At 61.2% G+C, this 21,866-nt stretch carries 17 protein-coding genes; 8 read left to right on the top strand and 9 right to left on the bottom strand.

Going from position 1 to position 21,866, the window contains the following annotated elements:
* Nucleotides 1-180: 180 nt before the first annotated feature.
* The 8 genes from EIY72_RS18135 to EIY72_RS18100 all read left to right on the top strand — a co-directional run bounded on the left by EIY72_RS18135 (nucleotide 181) and on the right by EIY72_RS18100 (nucleotide 11,223).
* Nucleotides 181-1,149: a LysR family transcriptional regulator gene (locus EIY72_RS18135; RefSeq protein WP_093214025.1), complete on the top strand. Its 969-nt coding sequence runs from the start codon at nucleotides 181-183 to the stop codon at nucleotides 1,147-1,149.
* 175 nt (nucleotides 1,150-1,324) lie between these two features.
* Nucleotides 1,325-2,485 carry an efflux RND transporter periplasmic adaptor subunit gene (locus EIY72_RS18130; RefSeq protein WP_093214019.1) on the top strand — a complete coding sequence of 387 codons (1,161 nt, stop codon included), beginning with the start codon at nucleotides 1,325-1,327 and terminating at the stop codon, nucleotides 2,483-2,485.
* Nucleotides 2,482-5,595, top strand: coding sequence for a multidrug efflux RND transporter permease subunit (locus EIY72_RS18125; protein WP_093214015.1), 3,114 nt, complete (start codon nucleotides 2,482-2,484; stop codon nucleotides 5,593-5,595). Before EIY72_RS18130 ends, EIY72_RS18125 begins: the two co-directional genes overlap by 4 nt.
* 9 nt (nucleotides 5,596-5,604) lie before the next feature.
* Nucleotides 5,605-6,282, top strand: a complete 678-nt coding sequence (locus EIY72_RS18120; protein ID WP_093214012.1) for a heavy metal response regulator transcription factor — start codon at nucleotides 5,605-5,607, stop codon at nucleotides 6,280-6,282.
* Nucleotides 6,272-7,636 carry a heavy metal sensor histidine kinase gene (locus EIY72_RS18115; RefSeq protein ID WP_093214007.1) on the top strand — a complete coding sequence of 455 codons (1,365 nt, stop codon included), beginning with the start codon at nucleotides 6,272-6,274 and terminating at the stop codon, nucleotides 7,634-7,636. Before EIY72_RS18120 ends, EIY72_RS18115 begins: the two co-directional genes overlap by 11 nt.
* A 146-nt stretch (nucleotides 7,637-7,782) precedes the next feature.
* On the top strand, nucleotides 7,783-8,007 hold the full coding sequence (locus EIY72_RS18110) for a hypothetical protein (RefSeq protein WP_093214002.1): 225 nt from the start codon (nucleotides 7,783-7,785) through the stop codon (nucleotides 8,005-8,007).
* 245 nt (nucleotides 8,008-8,252) lie between these two features.
* Nucleotides 8,253-9,521 (top strand): OprD family porin, encoded by a 1,269-nt coding sequence (locus EIY72_RS18105; protein WP_093230289.1) that lies wholly within the window; start codon nucleotides 8,253-8,255, stop codon nucleotides 9,519-9,521.
* A gap of 253 nt (nucleotides 9,522-9,774) precedes the next feature.
* A complete protein-coding gene (locus EIY72_RS18100; RefSeq protein WP_371315378.1) occupies nucleotides 9,775-11,223 on the top strand; it encodes a sensor domain-containing diguanylate cyclase in 1,449 nt (482 codons plus the stop codon).
* A 159-nt stretch (nucleotides 11,224-11,382) separates the two neighbouring features.
* Here the strand turns inward: EIY72_RS18100 and lpxC are convergent, their stop codons facing one another.
* The 9 genes from lpxC to murD all read right to left on the bottom strand — a co-directional run bounded on the left by lpxC (nucleotide 11,383) and on the right by murD (nucleotide 21,861).
* On the bottom strand, nucleotides 11,383-12,294 hold the full coding sequence (lpxC, locus tag EIY72_RS18095) for a UDP-3-O-acyl-N-acetylglucosamine deacetylase (RefSeq protein WP_093213983.1): 912 nt from the start codon (nucleotides 12,292-12,294) through the stop codon (nucleotides 11,383-11,385).
* 112 nt (nucleotides 12,295-12,406) lie between these two features.
* Entirely contained in the window at nucleotides 12,407-13,600 is a 1,194-nt protein-coding gene (ftsZ, locus tag EIY72_RS18090) for a cell division protein FtsZ (protein WP_007989903.1), read from the bottom strand.
* A gap of 73 nt (nucleotides 13,601-13,673) precedes the next feature.
* Nucleotides 13,674-14,933, bottom strand: a complete 1,260-nt coding sequence (gene ftsA, locus EIY72_RS18085; protein WP_003228014.1) for a cell division protein FtsA — start codon at nucleotides 14,931-14,933, stop codon at nucleotides 13,674-13,676.
* 15 nt (nucleotides 14,934-14,948) lie between these two features.
* On the bottom strand, nucleotides 14,949-15,818 hold the full coding sequence (locus tag EIY72_RS18080; RefSeq protein ID WP_093213978.1) for a cell division protein FtsQ/DivIB: 870 nt from the start codon (nucleotides 15,816-15,818) through the stop codon (nucleotides 14,949-14,951).
* Nucleotides 15,819-15,822: 4 nt separating this feature from the next.
* The gene (locus EIY72_RS18075; RefSeq protein WP_093213974.1) at nucleotides 15,823-16,791 is read right to left on the bottom strand and encodes a D-alanine--D-alanine ligase; all 969 of its coding nucleotides are present in this window, start codon (nucleotides 16,789-16,791) and stop codon (nucleotides 15,823-15,825) included.
* Entirely contained in the window at nucleotides 16,788-18,248 is a 1,461-nt protein-coding gene (gene murC / locus EIY72_RS18070; RefSeq protein WP_093213969.1) for a UDP-N-acetylmuramate--L-alanine ligase, read from the bottom strand. Before murC ends, EIY72_RS18075 begins: the two co-directional genes overlap by 4 nt.
* Nucleotides 18,241-19,311, bottom strand: a complete 1,071-nt coding sequence (gene murG, locus EIY72_RS18065) for an undecaprenyldiphospho-muramoylpentapeptide beta-N-acetylglucosaminyltransferase (RefSeq protein WP_093213963.1) — start codon at nucleotides 19,309-19,311, stop codon at nucleotides 18,241-18,243. The genes murC and murG overlap by 8 nt, the downstream gene beginning before the upstream one ends.
* Nucleotides 19,301-20,518: a putative lipid II flippase FtsW gene (gene ftsW, locus EIY72_RS18060; protein WP_093213958.1), complete on the bottom strand. Its 1,218-nt coding sequence runs from the start codon at nucleotides 20,516-20,518 to the stop codon at nucleotides 19,301-19,303. Before ftsW ends, murG begins: the two co-directional genes overlap by 11 nt.
* Nucleotides 20,515-21,861: a UDP-N-acetylmuramoyl-L-alanine--D-glutamate ligase gene (murD, locus tag EIY72_RS18055; RefSeq protein WP_093213953.1), complete on the bottom strand. Its 1,347-nt coding sequence runs from the start codon at nucleotides 21,859-21,861 to the stop codon at nucleotides 20,515-20,517. The genes ftsW and murD overlap by 4 nt, the downstream gene beginning before the upstream one ends.
* Nucleotides 21,862-21,866 lie beyond the last annotated feature (5 nt).

The following is a 21,866-nucleotide window of genomic DNA, read 5'->3' as shown; positions in this document are numbered from 1 at the left end:
CTGCAAATTCCTGAGATGGAGGGATATTTCGAAGTTGGGCAATTCTATGGGGCGGCCTGAATGGCGATAAGCTGGGATTCCTGTGAATCTTTGTTACCGTTAACGCGATAATCCGTTTGTAGGGGCTCACAGCCCCTGAAACTTCGTGTCACAATTTGCCATCGCACCCGAGAGCACCCCATGGACACCTTGCAAAACATGCGCGCCTTCAGTTACGTGGCAGAAGCCGGCAGTTTCACCGCCGCCGCCGTGCAACTCGACACCACCACTGCCAACGTCTCGCGCGCGGTCTCCAACCTGGAAGCCCACCTGCAAACCCGTCTGCTCAACCGCACCACCCGACGCATCGCGCTGACCGAAGCCGGTAAACGCTATCTGCTGCGTTGCGAGCAGATCCTGGCGTACGTCGAAGAAGCCGAAGCCGAGGCCAGCGACGCCCACGCGCGCCCCGCCGGGCAATTGAAAGTGCACACCATGACCGGTATCGGCCAGCACTTCGTCATCGACGCCATCGCCCGCTACCGCAAGACCCACCCGGACGTGACCTTCGACCTGACCATGGCCAACCGCGTGCCGGACCTGCTCGACGAAGGCTACGACGTGTCCATCGTCCTCGCCCGCGAGCTGCCGGATTCGGGTTTTGTCTCCCAGCGCCTGGGCATCACCTACAGCATCGTCTGCGCCTCACCGGCCTACGTGAAAGCCAACGGCTGCGCACAGAAGCCCAGCGACCTGCTCAACCACGCCTGCCTGCGCCTGGTCAGCCCGGTGATTCCCCTGGAGAAGTGGTCTTTTGACGGCCCTGATGGCCAGGAAATGGTCACCATCAACAGCTCACCGTTTCTGGTGAACTCAGCCGATGCGATGAAATCGGCGATCATCAGCGGCATGGGCGTTGGAGTGCTGCCGTTGTATGCGGCCATCGACGGGCTGCGTAACGGCACGCTGGTGCGGGTGATGCCCCAGTACCGTTCGCAGGAGCTGAACCTGTATGCGATCTACCCGTCGCGTCAGTACCTGGATGCGAAGATCAAGACCTGGGTCGAGTACCTGCGTGGCTCGTTGCCGGAATTGCTGGCGGCGCATCAGGCGGAACTGGCGGCTTATGAATTGAGTGGCAGCCTGGGTGGGGCCCGGCTGGCGAACTGATGGAAATCCTTTTTACTCGCTGAACCCCTGTGGGTGTCGGTACAGCCACAATCGTCAGGTCGCCCAAACGACACCAAACTGACAGCGCCGTCAGTTAGCCGTCACCTTCCTGACCATCAGACAGGTTTATAAAGGACACTACCGACCGACCCTCTTGCCCCGGCGTCTCACTCGCATGCGAATCCAGACCAAACCCGTCCTGCTCGTCGCCCTTTTGATCGTCCTGGCAGCGCTGGGCCTGTGGTATGCCACCAAACCAGCCAAAGCCAAACTCGCCACGCCTACCGCCATCCCGGTGCGAGTGGTGGCCGTCGCCGAAAAAGACGTGCCGCGCTACGTCAGCGGCATCGGCTCGGTGTTGTCCTTGCACAGCGTGGTGGTTCGCCCGCAAATCGACGGGATCCTCACCAAAATCCTGGTCAAGGAAGGGCAACTGGTCAAAGCCGGCGACCTGCTGGCGACCATCGACGACCGCTCGATCCGCGCCAGTCTCGACCAGGCCCGTGCCCAGCTGGGCGAAAGCCAGGCGCAACTGCAAGTGGCGTTGGTCAACCTCAAGCGCTACAAACTGTTGAGTGTCGACGACGGTGTGTCGAAACAGACCTACGACCAGCAACAGGCACTGGTCAATCAGCTCAAGGCCACCGCCCAGGGTAATCAGGCCTCGATTGACTCGGCTCAGGTGCAGCTTTCCTACACGCAGATTCGTTCACCGGTCAGCGGCCGCGTCGGTATTCGCACGGTCGACGAGGGCAACTTCCTGCGCATGGCTGACGCCCAAGGCTTGTTCACCGTGACCCAGATCGACCCGATAGCCGTGGAGTTTTCCCTGCCACAGCAAATGCTGCCAACCCTGCAGGGCCTGATCAGCGATCCGCAGCGCGCCCAGGTCAAGGCCTACATCGGCGCCGACACCGACGGCGAAACCGGCAACCTGCTGGGCGAAGGTCACCTGACCCTGATCGACAACCAGATCAACGCCAACACCGGCACCATCCGCGCCAAGGCCGAATTCGACAACGCCGGGCAGAAACTCTGGCCGGGCCTGCTGGTGACGGTAAAGATTCAGACAGCCCTGGAGAAAGGTGCGCTGGTGGTGCCGCCGACCGTCGTACAACGCGGCCTCGATCAACACTTCGTCTACCGGGTCAATGGCGACAAGGTCGAAGCCGTGCAGGTGCAGATGGTTTATCAGGGCAGCGGCCAGGACATCATCAAAGGCGTGAAAGCCGGCGATCAACTGGTCAGTGACGGCCAGTCGCGTCTCAAACCGGGCTCGACGGTGCAGGTGCTGACGGATCCACCGCAAGTGGTGCAAACGGAGTCGCCGCGATGAAGGGCCAGGGCTCGGTTTCGGCCTGGTGCATCGACCGCCCGGTGGCCACCATTCTGCTGACGTTCGCCCTGGTGCTGCTGGGCGTCATTGCTTTCCCACGGCTGCCGATTGCGCCACTGCCCGAGGCAGAATTCCCGACCATTCAGGTGTCGGCACAATTGCCCGGCGCCAGCCCCGACACCATGGCATCGTCCGTGGCCACGCCGCTTGAGGTGCAGTTCAGCGCCATCCCCGGCATGACCCAGATGACCTCCAGCAGTGCCTTGGGCTCCAGCCTGTTGACCTTGCAGTTCACCCTCGATAAAAGCATCGACACGGCCGCCCAGGAAGTCCAGGCGGCGATCAACACCGCCGCCGGCAAGCTGCCCAAGGACATGCCGACGCTGCCAACCTGGAAAAAGGTCAACCCGGCCGACAGCCCGGTGCTGATCCTCAGTGTCAGCTCGACGCAGATGCCCGGCACCGAACTCAGCGACCTGGTGGAAACCCTGCTGTCGCGTCAGATCAGCCAGATCGACGGCGTCGGCCAGATCAACATCACCGGTCAGCAACGTCCGGCCATCCGCGTACAAGCCTCTGCCGACAAACTGGCGGCCATCGGCCTGACGCTGGCCGATATTCGCCTGGCGATCCAGCAGACCAGCCTCAACCTGGCCAAAGGCGCGCTGTACGGCGAATCGAGCATTTCCACGCTGTCGACCAACGACCAGTTGTTCCACCCCGAGGAATACAGCCAACTCATCGTTTCCTACAAGGACGGCGCCCCGGTTCATCTGCGCGATGTCGCCAAAGTCGTCAACGGTTCGGAAGATGCCTACGTGCAAGCCTGGTCCGGCGATCGACCCGGGGTGAACCTGGTGATTTCCCGGCAACCCGGCGCCAACATTGTCGAGACCGTGGATCGCATCCAGGCAGCCTTGCCGGCACTGGAGGCCATGCTGCCGGCCTCAGTCCAGGTCAAGGTGCTGATCGACCGGACCCAGACCATTCGTGCGTCGTTGCATGAAGTGGAAATCACCCTGCTGATCGCGATCATGCTGGTGGTGGCGGTGATGGCGCTGTTCCTGCGCCAGCTGTCGGCCACGCTGATCGTCTCGGCGGTACTCGGCGTCTCGCTGACCGCCAGTTTCGCCCTGATGTACATCATGGGCTTCAGCCTGAACAACTTGACCCTGGTGGCGATTGTGGTGGCCGTGGGCTTTGTGGTCGACGATGCGATTGTGGTGGTGGAGAACATCCACCGCCATTTGGAAGCCGGCGACGGCATGCGCGAAGCGGCGATCAAGGGTGCGGGCGAGATTGGCTTCACCGTGGTGTCGATCAGTTTTTCGCTGGTGGCGGCGTTCATCCCGTTGCTGTTCATGGGCGGCGTGGTCGGGCGGCTGTTCAAGGAGTTCGCCCTGACCGCCACTTCCACCATCATGATTTCGGTGGTGGTGTCCCTGACCCTGGCGCCGACCCTGGCCGCGCTGTTCATGAAGGCACCGGTGCATCACGCCCACGCCAAACCGGGCTTTGGCGAACGTTTGCTGGCCTTGTATGAAAAGGGCCTGCGCCGCGCCCTCGCCCACCAGAAGCTGATGATCGGGGTCTTCGGCCTGTCCCTCGGTCTGGCGATTGCCGGTTACATCTTTATCCCCAAGGGATTCTTCCCGATCCAGGACACCGGTTTTGTCCTCGGTACCACCGAAGCTGCTGCAGATATTTCCTACAGCGACATGGTGAAAAAACACCTGGAAATGGCCGAAATCGTCGCCGCCGACCCTGCCGTGCAGGCGTTCTCCCATTCGGTCGGTGTGTCAGGCAGCAACCAGACCATCGCCAACGGGCGCTTCTGGATTGCCCTGAAACCCCGGGGTGATCGCGACGTGTCGGCCAGCGAGTTCATTGACCGGATCCGACCGAAGCTGATGAAGGTCCCCGGCATCGTCCTCTACCTGCGCGCCGGGCAGGACATCAACTTGAGTTCCGGCCCGAGCCGGGCGCAATACCAGTACGTGATCAAGAGCAACGACGGCGCGACACTCAGCACCTGGACCCAGCGCCTCACGGAAAAACTGCGCACCAACCCGGCGTTCCGCGACATATCCAACGACCTGCAACTGGGCGGCAGCATCACCCACATCAGCATCGACCGCAGCGCCGCGGCACGTTTCGGCCTGACCGCCAGCGACGTCGATGAAGCGCTGTACGATGCCTTCGGCCAACGGCAGATCAACGAATTCCAGACCCAGATCAACCAGTACAACGTGATTCTGGAACTGGACACCAAACAGCGTGGCAAGGCGGAAAGCCTCAACTACTTCTACCTGCGCTCGCCCCTGAGCGGAGAAATGGTGCCGCTGTCAGCCCTGGCCAAATTCGATGCGCCGACCGTCGGCCCGCTGTCCATTGCCCATGACGGCATGTTCCCGGCGGCCAACCTGTCGTTCAACCTCGCCCCGGGCGTGGCCTTGGGCGATGCGGTGATCATGCTCAACCAGGCCAAGGTCGACATCGGCATGCCCGCGGCCATCAGCGGCAACTTCCAGGGTGCGGCCCAGGCGTTCCAGAGTTCGCTGGCCAGCCAGCCATGGCTGATTCTGGCGGCACTGGTGGCGGTGTACATCATTCTGGGCGTGCTCTACGAGAGCTTCGTGCATCCGCTGACGATCATCTCGACCTTGCCTTCGGCCGGTCTTGGCGCGGTGATCATGCTATGGATCTGCGGCCAGGACTTTTCGATCATGGCTCTGATCGGGTTGGTGCTGCTGATCGGTATCGTCAAGAAAAACGGCATCCTGATGATCGACTTCGCCCTCGAGGCGCAGCGCCATGGCGGCCTGTCGCCAGAAGAGGCGATCTTCAAGGCCTGTATCACGCGGTTCCGGCCGATCATCATGACCACCCTCGCCGCCCTGCTCGGCGCCCTGCCGCTGATGCTCGGCTATGGCACCGGCGCCGAGTTGCGCCAGCCGTTGGGCATCGCGGTGGTCGGCGGCTTGCTGGTGAGCCAGGCGCTGACGCTGTTCACCACGCCGGTCATATACTTATGGCTGGAGCGGTTATTTCATCGGCACCCTCTCCCACCAGCAGCTTCGCCGGCACCGGCGCTGGCGACCACAGACTGAGGCAGGGTCATGCGCGTTCTGATTATCGAAGACGAGGAAAAAACCGCGGATTACCTGCACCGCGGTCTGACGGAACAGGGTTACACCGTGGACCTCGCCCGGGACGGCGTCGAGGGCCTGCACCTGGCGCTGGAAAACGACTACGCGGTGATCGTGCTCGACGTCATGCTGCCGGGCCTCGACGGCTTCGGCGTGCTGCGTGCGTTGCGTGCGCGCAAGCAGACGCCGGTGATCATGCTCACCGCGCGGGAGCGGGTCGAAGACCGCATCAGGGGCCTGCGTGACGGTGCCGACGATTACCTGGGCAAGCCTTTTTCATTCCTTGAGCTGGTGGCGCGCCTGCAAGCGCTGACCCGGCGCAGCGGCGGCCATGAGCCGGTTCAGGTAAGCATTGCCGACCTGTGGATCGACCTGATCAGCCGCAAGGCCACCCGTGGCGGCGCACGCCTGGACCTGACCGCCAAGGAGTTTTCGCTGCTCAGCGTGCTGGCTCGACGTCAGGGTGAAATCCTCTCGAAAACCGCCATCGCCGAGATGGTCTGGGACATCAATTTCGACAGCGACGCCAATGTGGTCGAGGTCGCGATCAAACGCCTGCGCGCCAAGCTCGACGGGCCTTTCGAGGAGAAACTGCTGCACACCATTCGTGGCATGGGTTACGTGCTGGAGAGCCGCAGTGTCCAGTAACAGCATCGCCTTGCGCCTGAGCGGGATGTTTACCCTGGTGGCGCTGCTGGTGTTTCTGTTGATCGGCTGGGCGCTGTACCAGCAGGTCGACAAAGGCCTCGGTCTGTTGCCCGAGGCCGAACTGGACGCGCGCTACAGCGTGCTCGAATCCACGGTCGGCCGCTATGGCACACCCGAGCATTGGGTGAAGATCAACAGCAAGCTCAACCTGCTGAGTGAAGAAGACAAGCGCATCAGTTTCTGGATCCTCAGCGGCGACTCGCACTACGAGTACGGCAACCCGACCGCGCAGATTCGCAGCTTTGCCGCAGGGCCGCTGGGCATGCGCGACATGCATCTGCCGGATCATCCGTATCCACTGAAAGTGCTGGTCAGCGAGTTCCCCGCCAAGGATCAACGCCCACCGTTGCGCTTCATGATCGGCATCGACACCGAAACCTTCTACCAGACCCAGCATCAACTGCTGATCGCGCTGATCAGCCTGGCGATCGTCGGCGTGCTCATGGCTTCGGCGCTTGGCTACTGGGTGGCGCGCATTGGGCTCAAGCCGTTGATCAAATTGTCCCAGGAGGCCCAACGCCTGGCCCCGCCCCTGCGCGCCGGGCGCTTGCGCCTGTCACCGTTGCCGCCGGAACTCGACCAGTTCGTCAACTCATTCAATTCAACCCTGGAGCGGGTCGAGCAGGCCTACTCACGCCTGGAATCCTTCAACGCCGACGTCGCCCACGAGTTGCGCTCACCACTGACCAACCTGATCGGCCAGACCCAGGTGGCGCTGACCCGTGGCCGCTCTGCCGAGCATTATTTCGAGGTGCTGCAATCGAACCTCGAAGAGCTCGAGCGGCTGCGTTCGATCATCAACGATATGCTGTTTCTCGCCAGTGCCGACCAAGGCAGCAAGGCGACCAAACTGATTTCCACCTCCTTGGCCGATGAAGTGGCGACGACCCTGGAGTACCTGGATTTCATTCTTGAAGATGCCCAGGTTCAGGTGCAGGTCAGTGGCGATGCCCAGGTGCGTATCGAGATTGCGCACCTGCGCAGGGCGTTGATCAACCTGTTGAACAACGCGGTGCAGCATACCGAGGCCGGGCAAGTGATTCAGGTGCACATCGAGGTTGAAGAACATCAGGTCAGCATTGGTGTCGCCAACCCGGGTTCACCGATCGCCAAGGAACACCTTCCACGGTTGTTCGAACGCTTCTACCGCGTCGATGCATCACGCAGCAACAGCGGCAACAACCACGGCCTGGGGCTGGCCATCGTCAAGGCGATTGCGCTGATGCATGGCGGTGATGTGTTCGTGCGCAGCGATCAGGGCATGAATACCTTCGGCATCCACCTGCCGGTCTGATTCACACAGCGTCCAGTGGCGAAGGATTTGCCAACTATTGCCTTTTCCGCAACAGTCCTTTCATGAATCCGCTCTTTTTCCCTTCCTGCCAAATCCTTATCTTTGCCCGCACCAAACAGCACCTGCCAGGCAGGAAGGTTTTTTAGATGTCGAACAGTATGGGTATCGCCAGCGCTTTCATTTTGTCCTCTTTGTTCCTCTCGCCACTGGCGATGGCGGAAGAGTCGCAGTCGTTTGTGGCGAATAACGCCGCACGTGCCGCCGCATTCGAACAGCACCAGAGCGAAATGACGGCCAAGGCCACTCAAGGCAGCCAAGCTCCGCAAGCATCCAGCGTTCAGGGTCAGCCACAGGTCGAAAAAGACAGCTGATCAACACCGGGTACACCTGTTTCCCCCGACACTTTTCATCGGCTCTTCCCTTTGAAAAACTTGTCTTCAAGCCGCTGCTTTCAGCGGCTTTTTTTCGTTGTGCGATTTAAACGGAAAGCATCTTTCCTCTTACAAGAAACACCCCGGACTTCAAATAATGAAGTTGTCAGTTGATCCAAGGAGCTGTTCCACCCGTGTGTTTTTTTCTTCGCCTCAATCCGTTGTTCATTGCAATCGCCGCAACGATGGCTGCCAATGCCCAGGCCACTGAGCCTTCCACTACTGAAGGCTTCATCGAAGGTTCAAGCCTCAATCTCAACGCCCGCAACTACTACATGAACCGCAATCGCTTGCAGCAGGCGGACGACAACATCGAATGGGGCCAGGGTTTTATCGGCAAGTTCGAATCGGGCTACACCGACGGTACAGTGGGTTTCGGCATCGATGCCCACGCCATGCTCGGGCTCAAACTCGACGGCGGTGGCGGCACGGACAACTCCAGCATCCTGCCGGTGAGTGACGGCAACGGCAAAGCGCCGGGGTCGTTTTCAACAGCCGGCGGCACCCTGAAAATGCGCGTCTTCGACACCGAACTGAAAGCCGGCGACCTGTTTCTCGCCAACCCGGTCATTGCCGGCGGCGAAACCCGCATGCTGCCGCAGACGTTTCGTGGCGTCAGCCTGAGCAACCACAGCTTCGATGGCTGGCAGATCGAAGGTGGCCAGGCGAGCTTCACCAAACCCTATAACCAGAGTGGCCACACGCGCATCGGTACCTCCTACGGCAGCCTGCCCGATGGCGAACAGAGCCAGCACCTGAACTGGGCGGGCATGGCCTGGAGCGGTGTACCGGGCCTGACCAGTAGCCTGTACGCCTCTGAACTCAAGGACATCTGGAACCAGTACTACTACGACCTGGACTACACCTACGCGCTGAACGATCTGGTCAGCCTCAATCCCGGTCTGCACTACTACCACACCGAGGACAGCGGTGATGCATTGCTTGGGCGGATCGACAACAACACCTACAGCCTGCACTTCACCCTGGGTATGGGCAACCACAGCGTCACGGCGGCCTACCAGCGGGTCAACGGCAACACGCCATTCGACTACATCAGCCAGGGCGACAGCATCTTCCTCGACAACTCGCAGCAATACTCGGACTTCAATGGCCCGAACGAGCGCTCGTGGAAACTCAAATACGCCTACGACTTTGTCGGTCTCGGCCTGCCCGGCCTGACGTCGGTGCTGTCCTATTCGCGCGGTGAACTGGACCTGACCAAGGTCGACCCGAACAGTCCGGGTTATGCCGCCTGGTACAGCGCCGATGGCAAGCATGCACAACACTGGGAGCGCGACGTCGACCTCAAGTACGTGGTGCAAAGTGGCCAGGCGAAGGATCTGGCCCTGCACCTGCAATGGGCGACCCATCGCGGCGGCAATGGCTACGGTGCGCTGGACCAGGACACCGATGAATACCGGGTGATCCTCGACTACCCGATCAATGTGTTCTGATTCGCAATAAAGCAAAAGGCCAGTCTGCTTTGCTGGCCTTTTTCCGGACGGGGACCTATACCTTGTGCCAGGGATCTCCTGGCATCGCTGGCTGCCAGGTGCGGTAGTCCGATGACTTCGGCTGCCGCGTTTGGAACTACGCTTATACAGTCGCTTATACAGTCGCTTATACCGTCCATCGAGCAGACCCCAAAACCCTATGACCGCCAGGCGCCCAACACATCTTCCCGGCACGACCGGTCGACCTGAGCTCATGGTGATACTGGGCAGCTCCCTGACCGTCATCGCCATCCTCTGCATCGTCACTTTTCTGCTGATCCGCGAACACGCCTACGCGCAGCACACCGCCACACGCAGCGCGACCACCATCGCGCAATTGATCGACGCCGACGTACTGCGCACCGTCGAACTTTATGACCTGACGTTGCAGGGCCTGATCGCCGCCGCGCAACGGGACGACTTAAAGCAGGTGTCGCCGCAGATCCGTCACCTGGTGTTGTTCGACCGCTCCACCACAGCGCGATTCAAGGGTGACATTCTGTTGCTGGACAAGCACGGTGACGTGCTGGCCGACTCGTCATTGATCGAGCCGAAACCGGGCAACTTCGCCGACCGCGACTATTTCCTCGCCCACGTTTTCAACCGCGACACCGGCATGTTCATCAGTCGGCCATTCAAACCGCGCTGCGATTGCGACGACGCCGATGAATGGCGCATCAGCTTCAGCCGGCGCATTTCATCGCCCACCGGCGAGTTTCTCGGCGTCGCGGTGGCCTCGATGCGCATCAGTTACTTCGAGCAGTTGTTCAACAGTCTGGATGTCGGCACCGACAGCACCCTGGCGATCATCAACGATGAGGGGTTTCTGCTGGCCCAAAAACCGTTTTTGCGCGACAACACCATTGGCACGAACTTCGCCAGCCGGCCCAATGTCGTGCGTATGTTGAAAGAGCGCAGCGGCACCTTCGAAGGTGTATCGAGCGTCGATCGCGAGCAACGCCTGTACACTTTTACTCGCGTGGGTAACTTGCCCCTCACCGTCATTGTCGCGTTGTCCATCGATGAGGTGTTCGCGACCTGGAACCGCACGGCTATCGTGATCAGCGGCGCCACCGGTGTGCTCTGCATCGGTCTGCTGTGGTTGGCGTGGCTGCTCTGTCGAGAGCTGCGTTTGCGCCAATACGCCGAGCGGGAACTGGCGCAATTGGCGGCCACTGACTCCTTGACCGGCGTAGCCAACCGCCGGACGCTCGACCAGGCCTTGCGCCACGAGTGGTTTCGCGCACAGCGTTCCACTCAGCCACTCTCGTTGCTAATGATCGATGCCGACCACTTCAAGGCTTTCAATGATCGCCATGGTCATCAGGCTGGAGACGTCGCACTGCGTAACCTGGCCGAGGTGATCCGCGCCAACGTGCACCGCCCGGCGGACCTGGTTGCCCGTTACGGCGGCGAAGAGTTTTCGGTGGTTCTGGCGGAAACCGACAGTGAAGGCGCGCGGCAGATTGCCGAGCATATTCGCCTGGCGGTCGAGCGGCTGCCCTTGGTCGGCGCCGATGTCTTGCCGATGACCGTGAGCATCGGTATCGCCACCTGGACTACAGCCAGCGAAATCACCCTGGAGCAGTTGCTGTTCAGTGCGGACAAGGCGCTGTATCAGGCCAAGGAAGGGGGGCGCAATCGGGTGGTGTGTGCCGGCTGAGCTCAATGTTGAGTCGCCTGGCCCTATCGTCGGAACGCCGCCCGGACCAAGCCCGCTCCCACAGAGTTTGGCGTTGCCTTATAAAGTTGAGGGCGAATTCAAAGGCATAAAAAAAGGCCACCCGAAGGTAGCCTTTAAAAAACTAGAGAGGTTTTTTGCTTACACGGCCGCAACCGGGCGCATGTAAGAGATTGGAGCGGTGCTGGCGTCTTCGAACGTCACGACTTCCCAGGCATCTGTCTGCTCAATCAACTTGCGCAGCAGCTGGTTGTTCAGTGCGTGACCGGACTTGAAGCCCTTGAACTCACCAATCAGGCTATTGCCCAGCAGGTAGAGGTCACCAATTGCGTCGAGGATCTTGTGCTTCACGAATTCGTCTTCATAGCGAAGGCCGTCTTCGTTCAGTACGCCATCGGCGTCGACCACAATTGCGTTTTCAACACTGCCGCCGAGTGCGAGGTTGTGCTTGCGCAGGTACTCGATGTCACTCATGAAACCAAAGGTACGGGCGCGGCTGACTTCTTTTACGAACGAAGTGCTGGAAAAATCCACGCTTGCACTTTGGGTGCGGTCACGGAAAACCGGGTGATCGAAATCGATCTCGAAGCTCACCTTGAACCCGTCGAAAGGGACGAAAGTAGCGCGCTTGTCGCCATCTTCCACTGTCACTTCCCGCAGGATGCGGATGAACTTCTTGGCAGCGTCCTGTTCTTCCAGGCCAGCCGATTGAATCAGGAATACGAAAGGTCCGGCGCTACCATCCATGATCGGGACTTCGGACGCGGAGAGCTCGACGTAGGCGTTATCGATGCCCAGGCCTGCCATGGCCGAGAGCAAGTGCTCTACCGTGTCCACTTTGACGTCACCGTTAACCAGCGTGGTCGACATAGTGGTTTCACCAACGTTTTCCGCGCGGGCAGGGATATGCACCACAGGGTCGAGGTCGGCGCGACAAAACACAATGCCAGTGTCGACAGGCGCAGGCTTGAGGGTCAGGTAGACCTTCTCCCCGGAGTGCAGGCCGACACCTGTGGCACGGATAATATTCTTCAGGGTGCGTTGTTTAATCATGGCATGGGCCGCTTCAGCGCAAATTGCGAACTGGTATCAACAAAGGCTGGCGATGATAGCAGACCAGACCTTTGCTGAACACCAATCACCCGAATACCCCTGATACATTTCATCAATCGGCCTGACGACGCAGGAATGCCGGGATATCCAGGTAATCCAGATCATCTTGTGGATTCATCTTCGCGGCAGTCGCAGCACCGGCCTGAGCCTGGTTGCGCATGACGGTCGGACGGTCCAGGTCGCGGTAGTTGACCGCTGGAGCTTCCTGACGAACAGGGGCCTGTTGTTGTGGCTGCGAAGCCATCGAAGTGTGAACGGTGTTGTCGATAACCTTCACAGGCTTCTCGATTTTAGCGCCCAGACCGGTGGCAACGACAGTCACGTGCAGCTCGTCGCGCATGTCCGGATCGATAACGGTACCGACCTTGACCATGGCGTGCTCGGACGCGAATGCCTCGATGATGCTACCCACGTCGGAGTACTCACCCAGGGAAAGATCCGGACCGGCGGTGATGTTGACCAGGATGCCGCGAGCGCCTTGCAGGTTCACGTCTTCCAGCAACGGGTTGCGAATGGCCGCTTCGGTGGCCTCGCGTGCACGGTTCGGACCGCTGGCGCAGCCAGTGCCCATCATCGCCATGCCCATTTCGCTCATCACGGTACGTACGTCGGCGAAGTCGACGTTGATCATGCCCGGACGCTTGATGATGTCGGAGATACCGCGAACGGCACCGGCCAATACATCGTCAGCCTTGGCGAAAGCCGACAGCAGGCTGGCGTCCTTACCGAGGATGGTCAGCAGCTTTTCGTTGGGAATGGTGATCAGCGAGTCGACGCTTTCGGAGAGCATGCGGATGCCTTCGTCGGCGATCTGCATACGCTTGCGGCCTTCAAACGGGAACGGACGGGTCACCACCGCAACGGTGAGGATGCCCATTTCCTTGGCCACTTCGGCGATGATCGGCGCAGCACCGGTACCGGTACCGCCGCCCATGCCAGTGGTGATGAACACCATGTTGGTGCCGGCCAGTACTTCGGCAATGCGCTCGCGGTCTTCCAGAGCGGCTTGACGGCCGACTTCAGGGTTGGCGCCGGCGCCCAGGCCTTTGGTCACGCCGGTACCCAGTTGCAGGATGGTGCGCGCGCCGATGTTTTTCAGCGCTTGAGCATCGGTGTTGGCGCAGATGAATTCAACGCCTTCGATGTTGCTCTTGACCATGTGGTTGACAGCGTTGCCGCCGCCACCGCCGACACCGATAACTTTGATTACCGGGCTTGCGGGGATGTTGTCTACGAGTTCGAACATTTTCCCTCTCCTTTACATTCTCTAGTTTTTTCGCCTACTGCGTGCTTCGGTGTAACGGTGTTGCGGTAAATCGTCAGAAGTTGCCCTGGACCCACTTTTTCAAGCGGTCCAGCAGCGGAGCCTGAGGCTCATCGTTGCTGTAGCTGTCGCGGCTGCCGATGCCCGAGAACGAGATGCCGTCGGATTGTTTCTGCAGGCCGTACATCAACAGGCCAACGCCTGTGGAATAGATCGGGTTGCGTACCACGTCATCCAGTCCCTTCACACCGTGAGGAACGCCCAGGCGGACCGGCATGTGGAAGATTTCCTCGGCCAGCTCGGTGGCGCCTTCCATCTTCGAGGTACCGCCGGTCAGCACAATGCCGGCCGGGATCAGGTCTTCGTAACCGCTGCGGCGCAGCTCGGCCTGGATCAGCGTGAACAGTTCGTCGTAACGCGGCTCGACCACTTCGGCCAGGGCCTGGCGGGACAGTTCGCGCGGCGGACGGTCGCCAACACTTGGCACCTTGATGGTTTCACCGGCACCGGCCAGCTTGGCCAGGGCGCAGGCGTAGCGAATCTTGATTTCTTCGGCGTACTGGGTCGGCGTACGCAAGGCCATGGCGATGTCGTTGGTCACCTGGTCGCCGGCAATCGGGATCACCGCGGTGTGGCGAATCGCACCTTCGGTGAAGATCGCGATGTCGGTGGTACCGCCACCGATGTCCACCAGGCATACGCCCAGCTCTTTCTCGTCGTCGGTCAGCACCGAGTACGCCGAAGCCAGCTGTTCGAGAATGATGTCGTCGATTTCCAGACCGCAGCGGCGCACGCACTTTTCAATGTTCTGCGCAGCGTTCACGGCACAGGTCACCACGTGAACCTTGGCTTCCAGACGCACGCCGGACATGCCCAGTGGCTCGCGCACGCCTTCCTGGTTATCGATCACGTAATCCTGCGGCAGGGTGTGCAGAACGCGCTGGTCAGCCGGGATGGCCACGGCCTGGGCGGCATCCAGTACACGCTCAAGGTCCGCGGAGCTGACTTCACGATCACGAATCGCGACGATGCCGTGGGAATTCAGGCTGCGGATGTGATTGCCGGCCACGCCGACAAATGCCGAGTGGATGCGGCAACCGGCCATCAGCTGCGCTTCTTCGATGGCGCGCTGGATCGACTGCACGGTGGACTCGATGTTCACCACCACGCCTTTCTTCAGGCCGCGGGACGGATGGGTACCGATCCCGACGATTTCCAGCGTGCCGTCGTCCGCCACTTCGCCTACCAGCGCCACCACCTTGGAGGTGCCGATATCGAGACCGACGATCATTTTGCCGCTTTGCACGTTTGCCATGGGGTCCTGCCTCTCTTAATTCTTTGCGACAGCGGGTTGGGCTGTCGTAGGCGCTACAGGTTCCCGCCAGCCAACAGCGAGGCCGTTGGCGTAGCGCAGATCGATGCGCGCAATGTTCGTAATCTGTTCTTTGAGCGTCTTGTCATAGATGGCGATGAAGCGGCGCATCTTTTCCACGAGGTTGCCGCGTCCCAACAGCAGTTCGATCCCCGGGCCGGCACTGCCGGGGCCGGTGGTAAGGAACCAGCTGCCGCGTTCGCGCAACTCCAGGCGTGCAATCGAGAAGCCCAGAGGCCGGAGCATCTGACTGAGCACCTGGTATTGCTGCATCACCTGCTGCTGAGCCCGCTGTGGGCCGAACAGCTGTGGCAGGTGTTCGTAGTTCGCCAGTTCCTTGGGCGTAAACGCCTGGCCCTGGTTGTTCAGCAACGACTCGTCACCCCAACGGGCCACGGGCAGTTGCTCTTCGAGACGGATCACCACTTGATCCGGCCAGACCCGCCGCACTTCGGCGTGGGCAATCCATGGCATCTGTTCCAGCTCGGTGCGCATGCCCGCCAGGTCGATGGTGAAGAAGCTCGACGCCACGTACGGGGCGATTCGCTGCTGAACCGCTTGCTGGCTGATGTAGCTCAGGTCGCCCTGCACGTTGATCTTGGTGATCGGGCGATCGGCATACGGCAGCAAACGCGTCGCGCCTTCATAGGTGCCGAATCCCAGCACCACCAGCAACACTGGCCAGAACAAGGCCTTGAGAAAGCCGAAGTTGGCTTTGGGCAGGCGCACGGACATCGGCTCTTTGGCCACCATTCGGCTGGCACCCCGCGGCACCGGCTTGCGGCCGGGCGATGCGGGTGGCTGATGTCTGAGCTGAGCGCCTTGCATGGTCTTAACCTCTTGGCTCTGCGTGTCCGGCAACGCTGGCGGCCAGAATGGCCAGAACCAGTTGCTGGAAATCCAGACCGGCAGCACGGGCCGCCATCGGCACCAGGCTGTGGTCGGTCATGCCCGGTGCAGTGTTGACTTCCAGGAACCAGAACTGCCCTTCGGCGTCCTGCATCACGTCTGCCCTGCCCCAACCGGCAATACCCAAGGCTTCACAGGCTTTCGCCGTGAGGTCCATGAGTTCTTTTTCCTTGACGCTGTCCAGCCCGCACGGAATGCGGTACTGGGTATCGTTGGCGATGTACTTGGCGTCGTAGTCGTAGAAGCTGTGCGTCGTGCCCAGGGCAATCGGAGGCAACACCTGGTCACGCAGGGTGGCGATGGTGAACTCCGGACCTTGAATCCATTGCTCGACCAACACTTGCGAATCGTAGGTACTGGCCGCTTTCCAGGCGTCGATCAATTCGGGCGCGGAAGTCACTTTGGCCATACCGATACTTGAACCTTCATGGGCCGGTTTGACGATCAAAGGGAAGCCCAGTTCCGCAGCCGCAGAAATACAGTCGGCCTCGCTGGTCAGTACCGCGTGACGTGGCGTCGGAATGCCCAGGCTGTGCCAGACCTGTTTGGTGCGCAGTTTGTCCATGGCCAGGGCCGAGGCGAGGATGCCACTGCCGGTGTACGGAATGCCCAGGCATTCGAGCAGGCCCTGCATGCTGCCGTCTTCACCGCCACGACCGTGGAGGATGATGAAGGCACGGTCGATCTTTTCGTTGAGCAGACGCTGCAGCAGGTCATCGCCCACATCGAGGCCGAACGCGTCGACACCGGCGCTTTGCAACGCATCGAGGACAGCGTTGCCCGATTTCAGGGAAACCTCGCGCTCGGCACTCTTGCCGCCGAACAGCACGGCAACGCGGCCGAAGTCTTTCGGCGCGATCGTGGAGACGAGGTTGGCGTAGGCAGCAGTCATTTCAACTTCCCCTTCTCCGGCGCAGCGACGGCACCGGCGAACAACTCGCTTTTCAACAGTTTCGGTGCGAGACCGCCGATATCACCGGCACCCTGGCACAGCAGGATGTCGCCGGCACGCAGCAGAGGCTTGACCACTGGCGCGAGGTCGACACCGCGTTCGATGTAGATCGGATCGAGCTGACCGCGCTGACGGATGCTGTTGCACAGCTTGCGGCTGTCGGCGCCCGGGATCGGCTCTTCACCGGCCGGGTAGACTTCCATCAACAGCAGCACGTTGGCATCGGCCAGGACATTGACGAAGTCGTCGTACAGGTCACGGGTGCGGCTGTAACGGTGCGGCTGATACACCATCACCAGACGGCGCTCCGGCCAGCCACCGCGCACGGCCTTGATCACCGCCGCGACTTCGGTCGGGTGGTGGCCGTAGTCGTCGACCAGCATGACGTTGCCGCCATCCACCGGCAGCTCGCCGTAGACCTGGAAGCGTCGGCCGACACCCTGGAACCCGGACAGGCCCTGAACGATGGCTTCGTCGCTGACGCCTTCGTCGGTAGCGATGCAAATGGTTGCCAGTGCATTGAGTACGTTATGGTTGCCCGGCATGTTCACCGAAACATCCAGTGGCTCGCGATCAGGACGCAGCACAGTGAAGAAGGTCTGCATGCCTTGCTGGCGTACATTGATGGCGCGCACGTCGCAATCGTCGCCAAAACCGTAGGTCACGGTCGGACGCTTGACCAGCGGCAGGATTTCACGGACCACCGGATCGTCCAGGCACACCACCGCCAAACCGTAGAACGGCAGGTTGTGGAGGAACTCGACGAAGGTTTTCTTCAGCTTGTTGAAGTCACCGTCGTAGGTCGCCATGTGGTCGGCGTCGATATTGGTGACCACGGCCACCAGCGGTTGCAGGTGCAGGAAGCTGGCATCGCTTTCATCGGCTTCGGCGATCAGGTAGCGGCTGGTACCAAGCTGGGCATTGGTGCCCGCAGCGTTCAGTCGGCCACCGATGACGAATGTCGGATCCAGGCCACCGGCCGCGAACACCGAGGCAATCAGGCTGGTGGTGGTGGTTTTGCCGTGGGTACCGGCAACGGCGATGCCGTGGCGATAGCGCATCAGCTCGGCCAGCATCTCTGCACGCGGCACCACCGGGATCCGGCGCTCCAGCGCGGTAGCAACTTCCGGGTTCGACGTGTTCACGGCGCTCGACACCACCAGCACATCGGCGGCTGCGGCGTTTTCGGCACGGTGGCCGATGAAAATCTGCGCACCGAAAGATTCCAGGCGCTCGGTGACAGGCGAAGCCTTGAGGTCGGAACCCGAGACGGCATAGCCCAGGTTCAGCAACACTTCGGCGATCCCGCACATGCCCACGCCACCGATACCGACGAAGTGGATATGACGGATACGGCGCATTTCCGGCTGTGGCATGGCTTTCTGATTCTCAACCATGGGCCACCTCCAGGCAGCTGTCGACTACGTTGCGGGTGGCATCAGGTTTGGCCAGGCGGCGGGCCGCAGTGGCCATCTCGTTGAGTCGTTGTGGTTGCATCAGGACCTCTGTCAGGCGAGCGGCAAGATCCGCTGCACCAGTCGTTCTTTGCGGCATCAGGAAGGCTGCGCCTTCACGGGCCAAATATTCGGCGTTGCGGGTCTGGTGATCGTCGATGGCGTGCGGCAATGGCACCAGCATCGAGGGCAGACCGGCGGCGGCCAGTTCACTGACGGTCAGCGCGCCTGCGCGACAGACCACCAGGTCGGCCCAGCCATAGGCTTGGGCCATGTCTTTGATGAAGGGCTGCACCTGCGCTTCGACGCCAGCGGCGCGATAGCGCTCGGCAGTCACTTCATCGTGATTTTTGCCGGCCTGATGGAACACTTCCGGGCGCAGGTCGACGGCGACTTGCGACAGGGCTTCAGGCAGCAACTTGTTCAACGGTTCTGCGCCCAGGCTTCCGCCCAGGATCAGCAAACGTGCCTTGCGACCGACCAAAGCTGGTCGCGGTGTCTGCAGGAACAGCTCGGTGCGCACCGGGTTACCGGTGGTCCGACGGCTGCCCGACAGCGTAAAGGTGTCGGGGAACGCTTCACAGACTCGGGCGGCCAATGGCACCAGCAACCGATTGGCGGTACCGGCTACGGCGTTCTGTTCGTGAACGATCACCGGCACGCCGCACAGTTTGGCGGCAACACCTCCAGGGCCAGTCACGAAACCGCCAAAACCCACCACGCAGACCGGTTGCAGACGACGAATGATCGCCCGTGCCTGCCAGACCGACTTGAGCAACATCAGCGGTGCCTTGAGCAGGGACAGCTTGCCCTTGCCGCGCAAGCCGCTGGCGTTGATCCGGTGCAACTCGATACCGGCTGCCGGCACCAGCTCGTTCTCGATGCCGCGCGGCGTACCCAGCCAGTGCACGGTGTAACCGCGTGCCTGGAATTCGCGGGCACAGGACAGTGCCGGGAACACATGGCCACCGGTGCCGCCCGCCATGATCACAACGTTAGCGCCCATGTTTCGGCTCCTCGGCGAAGTCGCTTTCATGGAACTCCATCTCTTCGCTGCCGAGGTGGGTACGACTCTCCCACTCGATACGCAGCAGCAAGCCGAGACAGGCGCAACAGATCACCAACGAACTGCCCCCGTAACTGAGGAATGGCAGGGTCAAACCCTTGGTTGGCAGCAGGCCGACGTTCACCCCGATGTTGATCAGGAACTGACCGATCCACAGGAACGACAGGCCGTAGGCTACATAGGCAGCAAAGAACTGCTTGGCCTTCTCGGCCCACAAGCCGATGTACATGCCGCGAATACAGACGAAGACGAACAGCGCCACGGTGCACAGCGATCCCACGGCACCCAGCTCTTCAGCCAGTACCGAGAACACGAAGTCGGTGTGAGCTTCCGGCAGGTAGAACTGCTTCTGCACGCTGTTGCCCAGGCCGACGCCCAGCCATTCGCCACGACCGAAGGCGATCAAGGCCTGGGACAACTGGTAACCGGCACCGAACTGGTCGGCCCACGGGTCGGCGAAGTTGGTCAGACGCGCCATTCGATAGGGCTGCATCTGAATCAGCAGCACCACGGCCGCGACCGCCAGCACCACCATCAGCGAGAAGCGGAACAAGCCGACGCCACCGAGGAACAGCATTGCGGCCGCGGCGCCCATCATCACGACGGTGGCACCGAAGTCCGGCTCCATCAGCAACAGCCCGGCCATCGGCAACAGTACGATGAACGGCTTGAAGAAGCCCATCCAGCTTTCACGCACTTCTTTCTGGCGACGCACCAGATAACCGGCGAGGTAGATCACCACGAACACCTTGGCAATTTCGGAAGGCTGAACGTTGAAGAAGCTGAAACCGATCCAGCGCATCGAACCGTTCACTTCACGGCCGATGCCCGGAATGATCACCATCACCAGCAAGCCGAAGGCGCCGATCAGCATCATCCAGCCCAGGCGCTGCCAGGTGGCGATCGGGATCATCATGGTGACGATGCAGGCGCCCAGGCCCAGCGCCACATAGACGAGGTGACGAATCATGTAGTACAGGGCACTGCCCGACTGCGCCGCCGCGACTTCGGTTGACGCCGAGGCAATCATGATCAGGCCCAGGCCGAGTAACGCCAGGCAGCCGGCAAGCATCGGGAAGTCGAGGTCGATGCCGCGCCCGGTAATCAGCGGCGACGGATAGGGCTTGATGATGTTTCTCAGGCTCATGCCAGTTCCTCCACGGCTTGGACGAACTGGTGACCACGGTCTTCATAGTTCTTGAACATGTCGAAACTGGCGCAGGCCGGCGACAGCAGCACCACGTCGCCTGGCTGAGCCGCAGCACGGCACTTCGCCACGGCCTCGACCAAAGAGCTTGCACGGATCAAGGGCACAGCGTCGCCAATGGCTGCGCCGATCTGGACGGAGTCGCGGCCCATCAGGATCACGGCACGGCAGTTGGCCGCGACCGGACCTTTCAAGTCTTTGAAGTCGGCGCCTTTGCCGTCGCCACCGGCGATCAGCACGACCTTGCCGTCGATGTCCGCGCCCAGGCCTTCGATGGCGGCCAGTGCGGCGCCGACATTGGTGGCTTTGGAGTCGTTGTAGTAGCCCACGCCATCAAGGTCGCGAACCCATTGGCAGCGATGTTCGAGGCCGGCAAAGGTGCGCAGGCTCGAGAGCATGGCATCAAATGGCAGGCCAACCGCGTGGCCCAGGGCTAGGGCCGCCAGCGCGTTGGACTGGTTGTGTGCGCCACGAATCTTCAATTCGCGCACGGGCATCAGGTTGTCGAATTCGAAGGCCAGGTATTTCTCGCCGTTTTCTTCGCGAATGCCGAATGCCTTGAAATCGGGTTTGCTCAAGCCGAAGGTCCAGCATGGCTGGCCCTCGCCCATCAACGGACGGCTCAGGGCGTCCTGACGGTTGACCACGAACTGGCGGGCGCCGCGGAAGATCCGGTGCTTGGCCAGGTGATAGGCCGGCAGGCCGCTGTAGCGGTCCATGTGGTCTTCGCTGATGTTGAGCACGGTCGCCACTTCGGCATTGAGCTGATCAGTGGTTTCCAGCTGGAAGCTCGACAGCTCCATCACGTACAGCTCGACATCGTCGTTGAGCAGGTCGAGCGCCGGGGTGCCAAGGTTGCCGCCGACAGCGACACGCTTGCCCGCCGCGGCCGCCATCTCGCCGACCAGCGTGGTCACGGTGCTTTTCGCGTTGGAACCGCTGATGGCGACGATCGGTGCCTTCGCGTTACGCGCGAACAGCTCGATGTCGCCGGACAATTTCACGCCACGGGCGGCGGCAGCCTGCAGGGCCGGGGTCGCCAGGGCCAGGCCGGGGCTCACGTAGAGCTCGTCGGCACGGCACAGGAATTCGACGTCCAGCTCGCCACAACGCACTTCCACCTGCGGATAGTCACGCTTGAGCGTGGCCAGTTCCGGTGGATTTTCCCGCGTATCGGCCACCGCAAACGCCACGCCCCGGTTCGCCAGGAAGCGAACCAGGGACATGCCGCTCTTGCCGAGGCCGACAACGATGCGGAAGTGGTCAGAAGCGATCAGAGACACTCGTT

The organism is Pseudomonas vancouverensis, assembly GCF_004348895.1.
In the GTDB taxonomy this organism is placed as follows: domain Bacteria; phylum Pseudomonadota; class Gammaproteobacteria; order Pseudomonadales; family Pseudomonadaceae; genus Aquipseudomonas; species Aquipseudomonas vancouverensis.
This window is presented reverse-complemented; position numbering and strand designations above follow the sequence as displayed.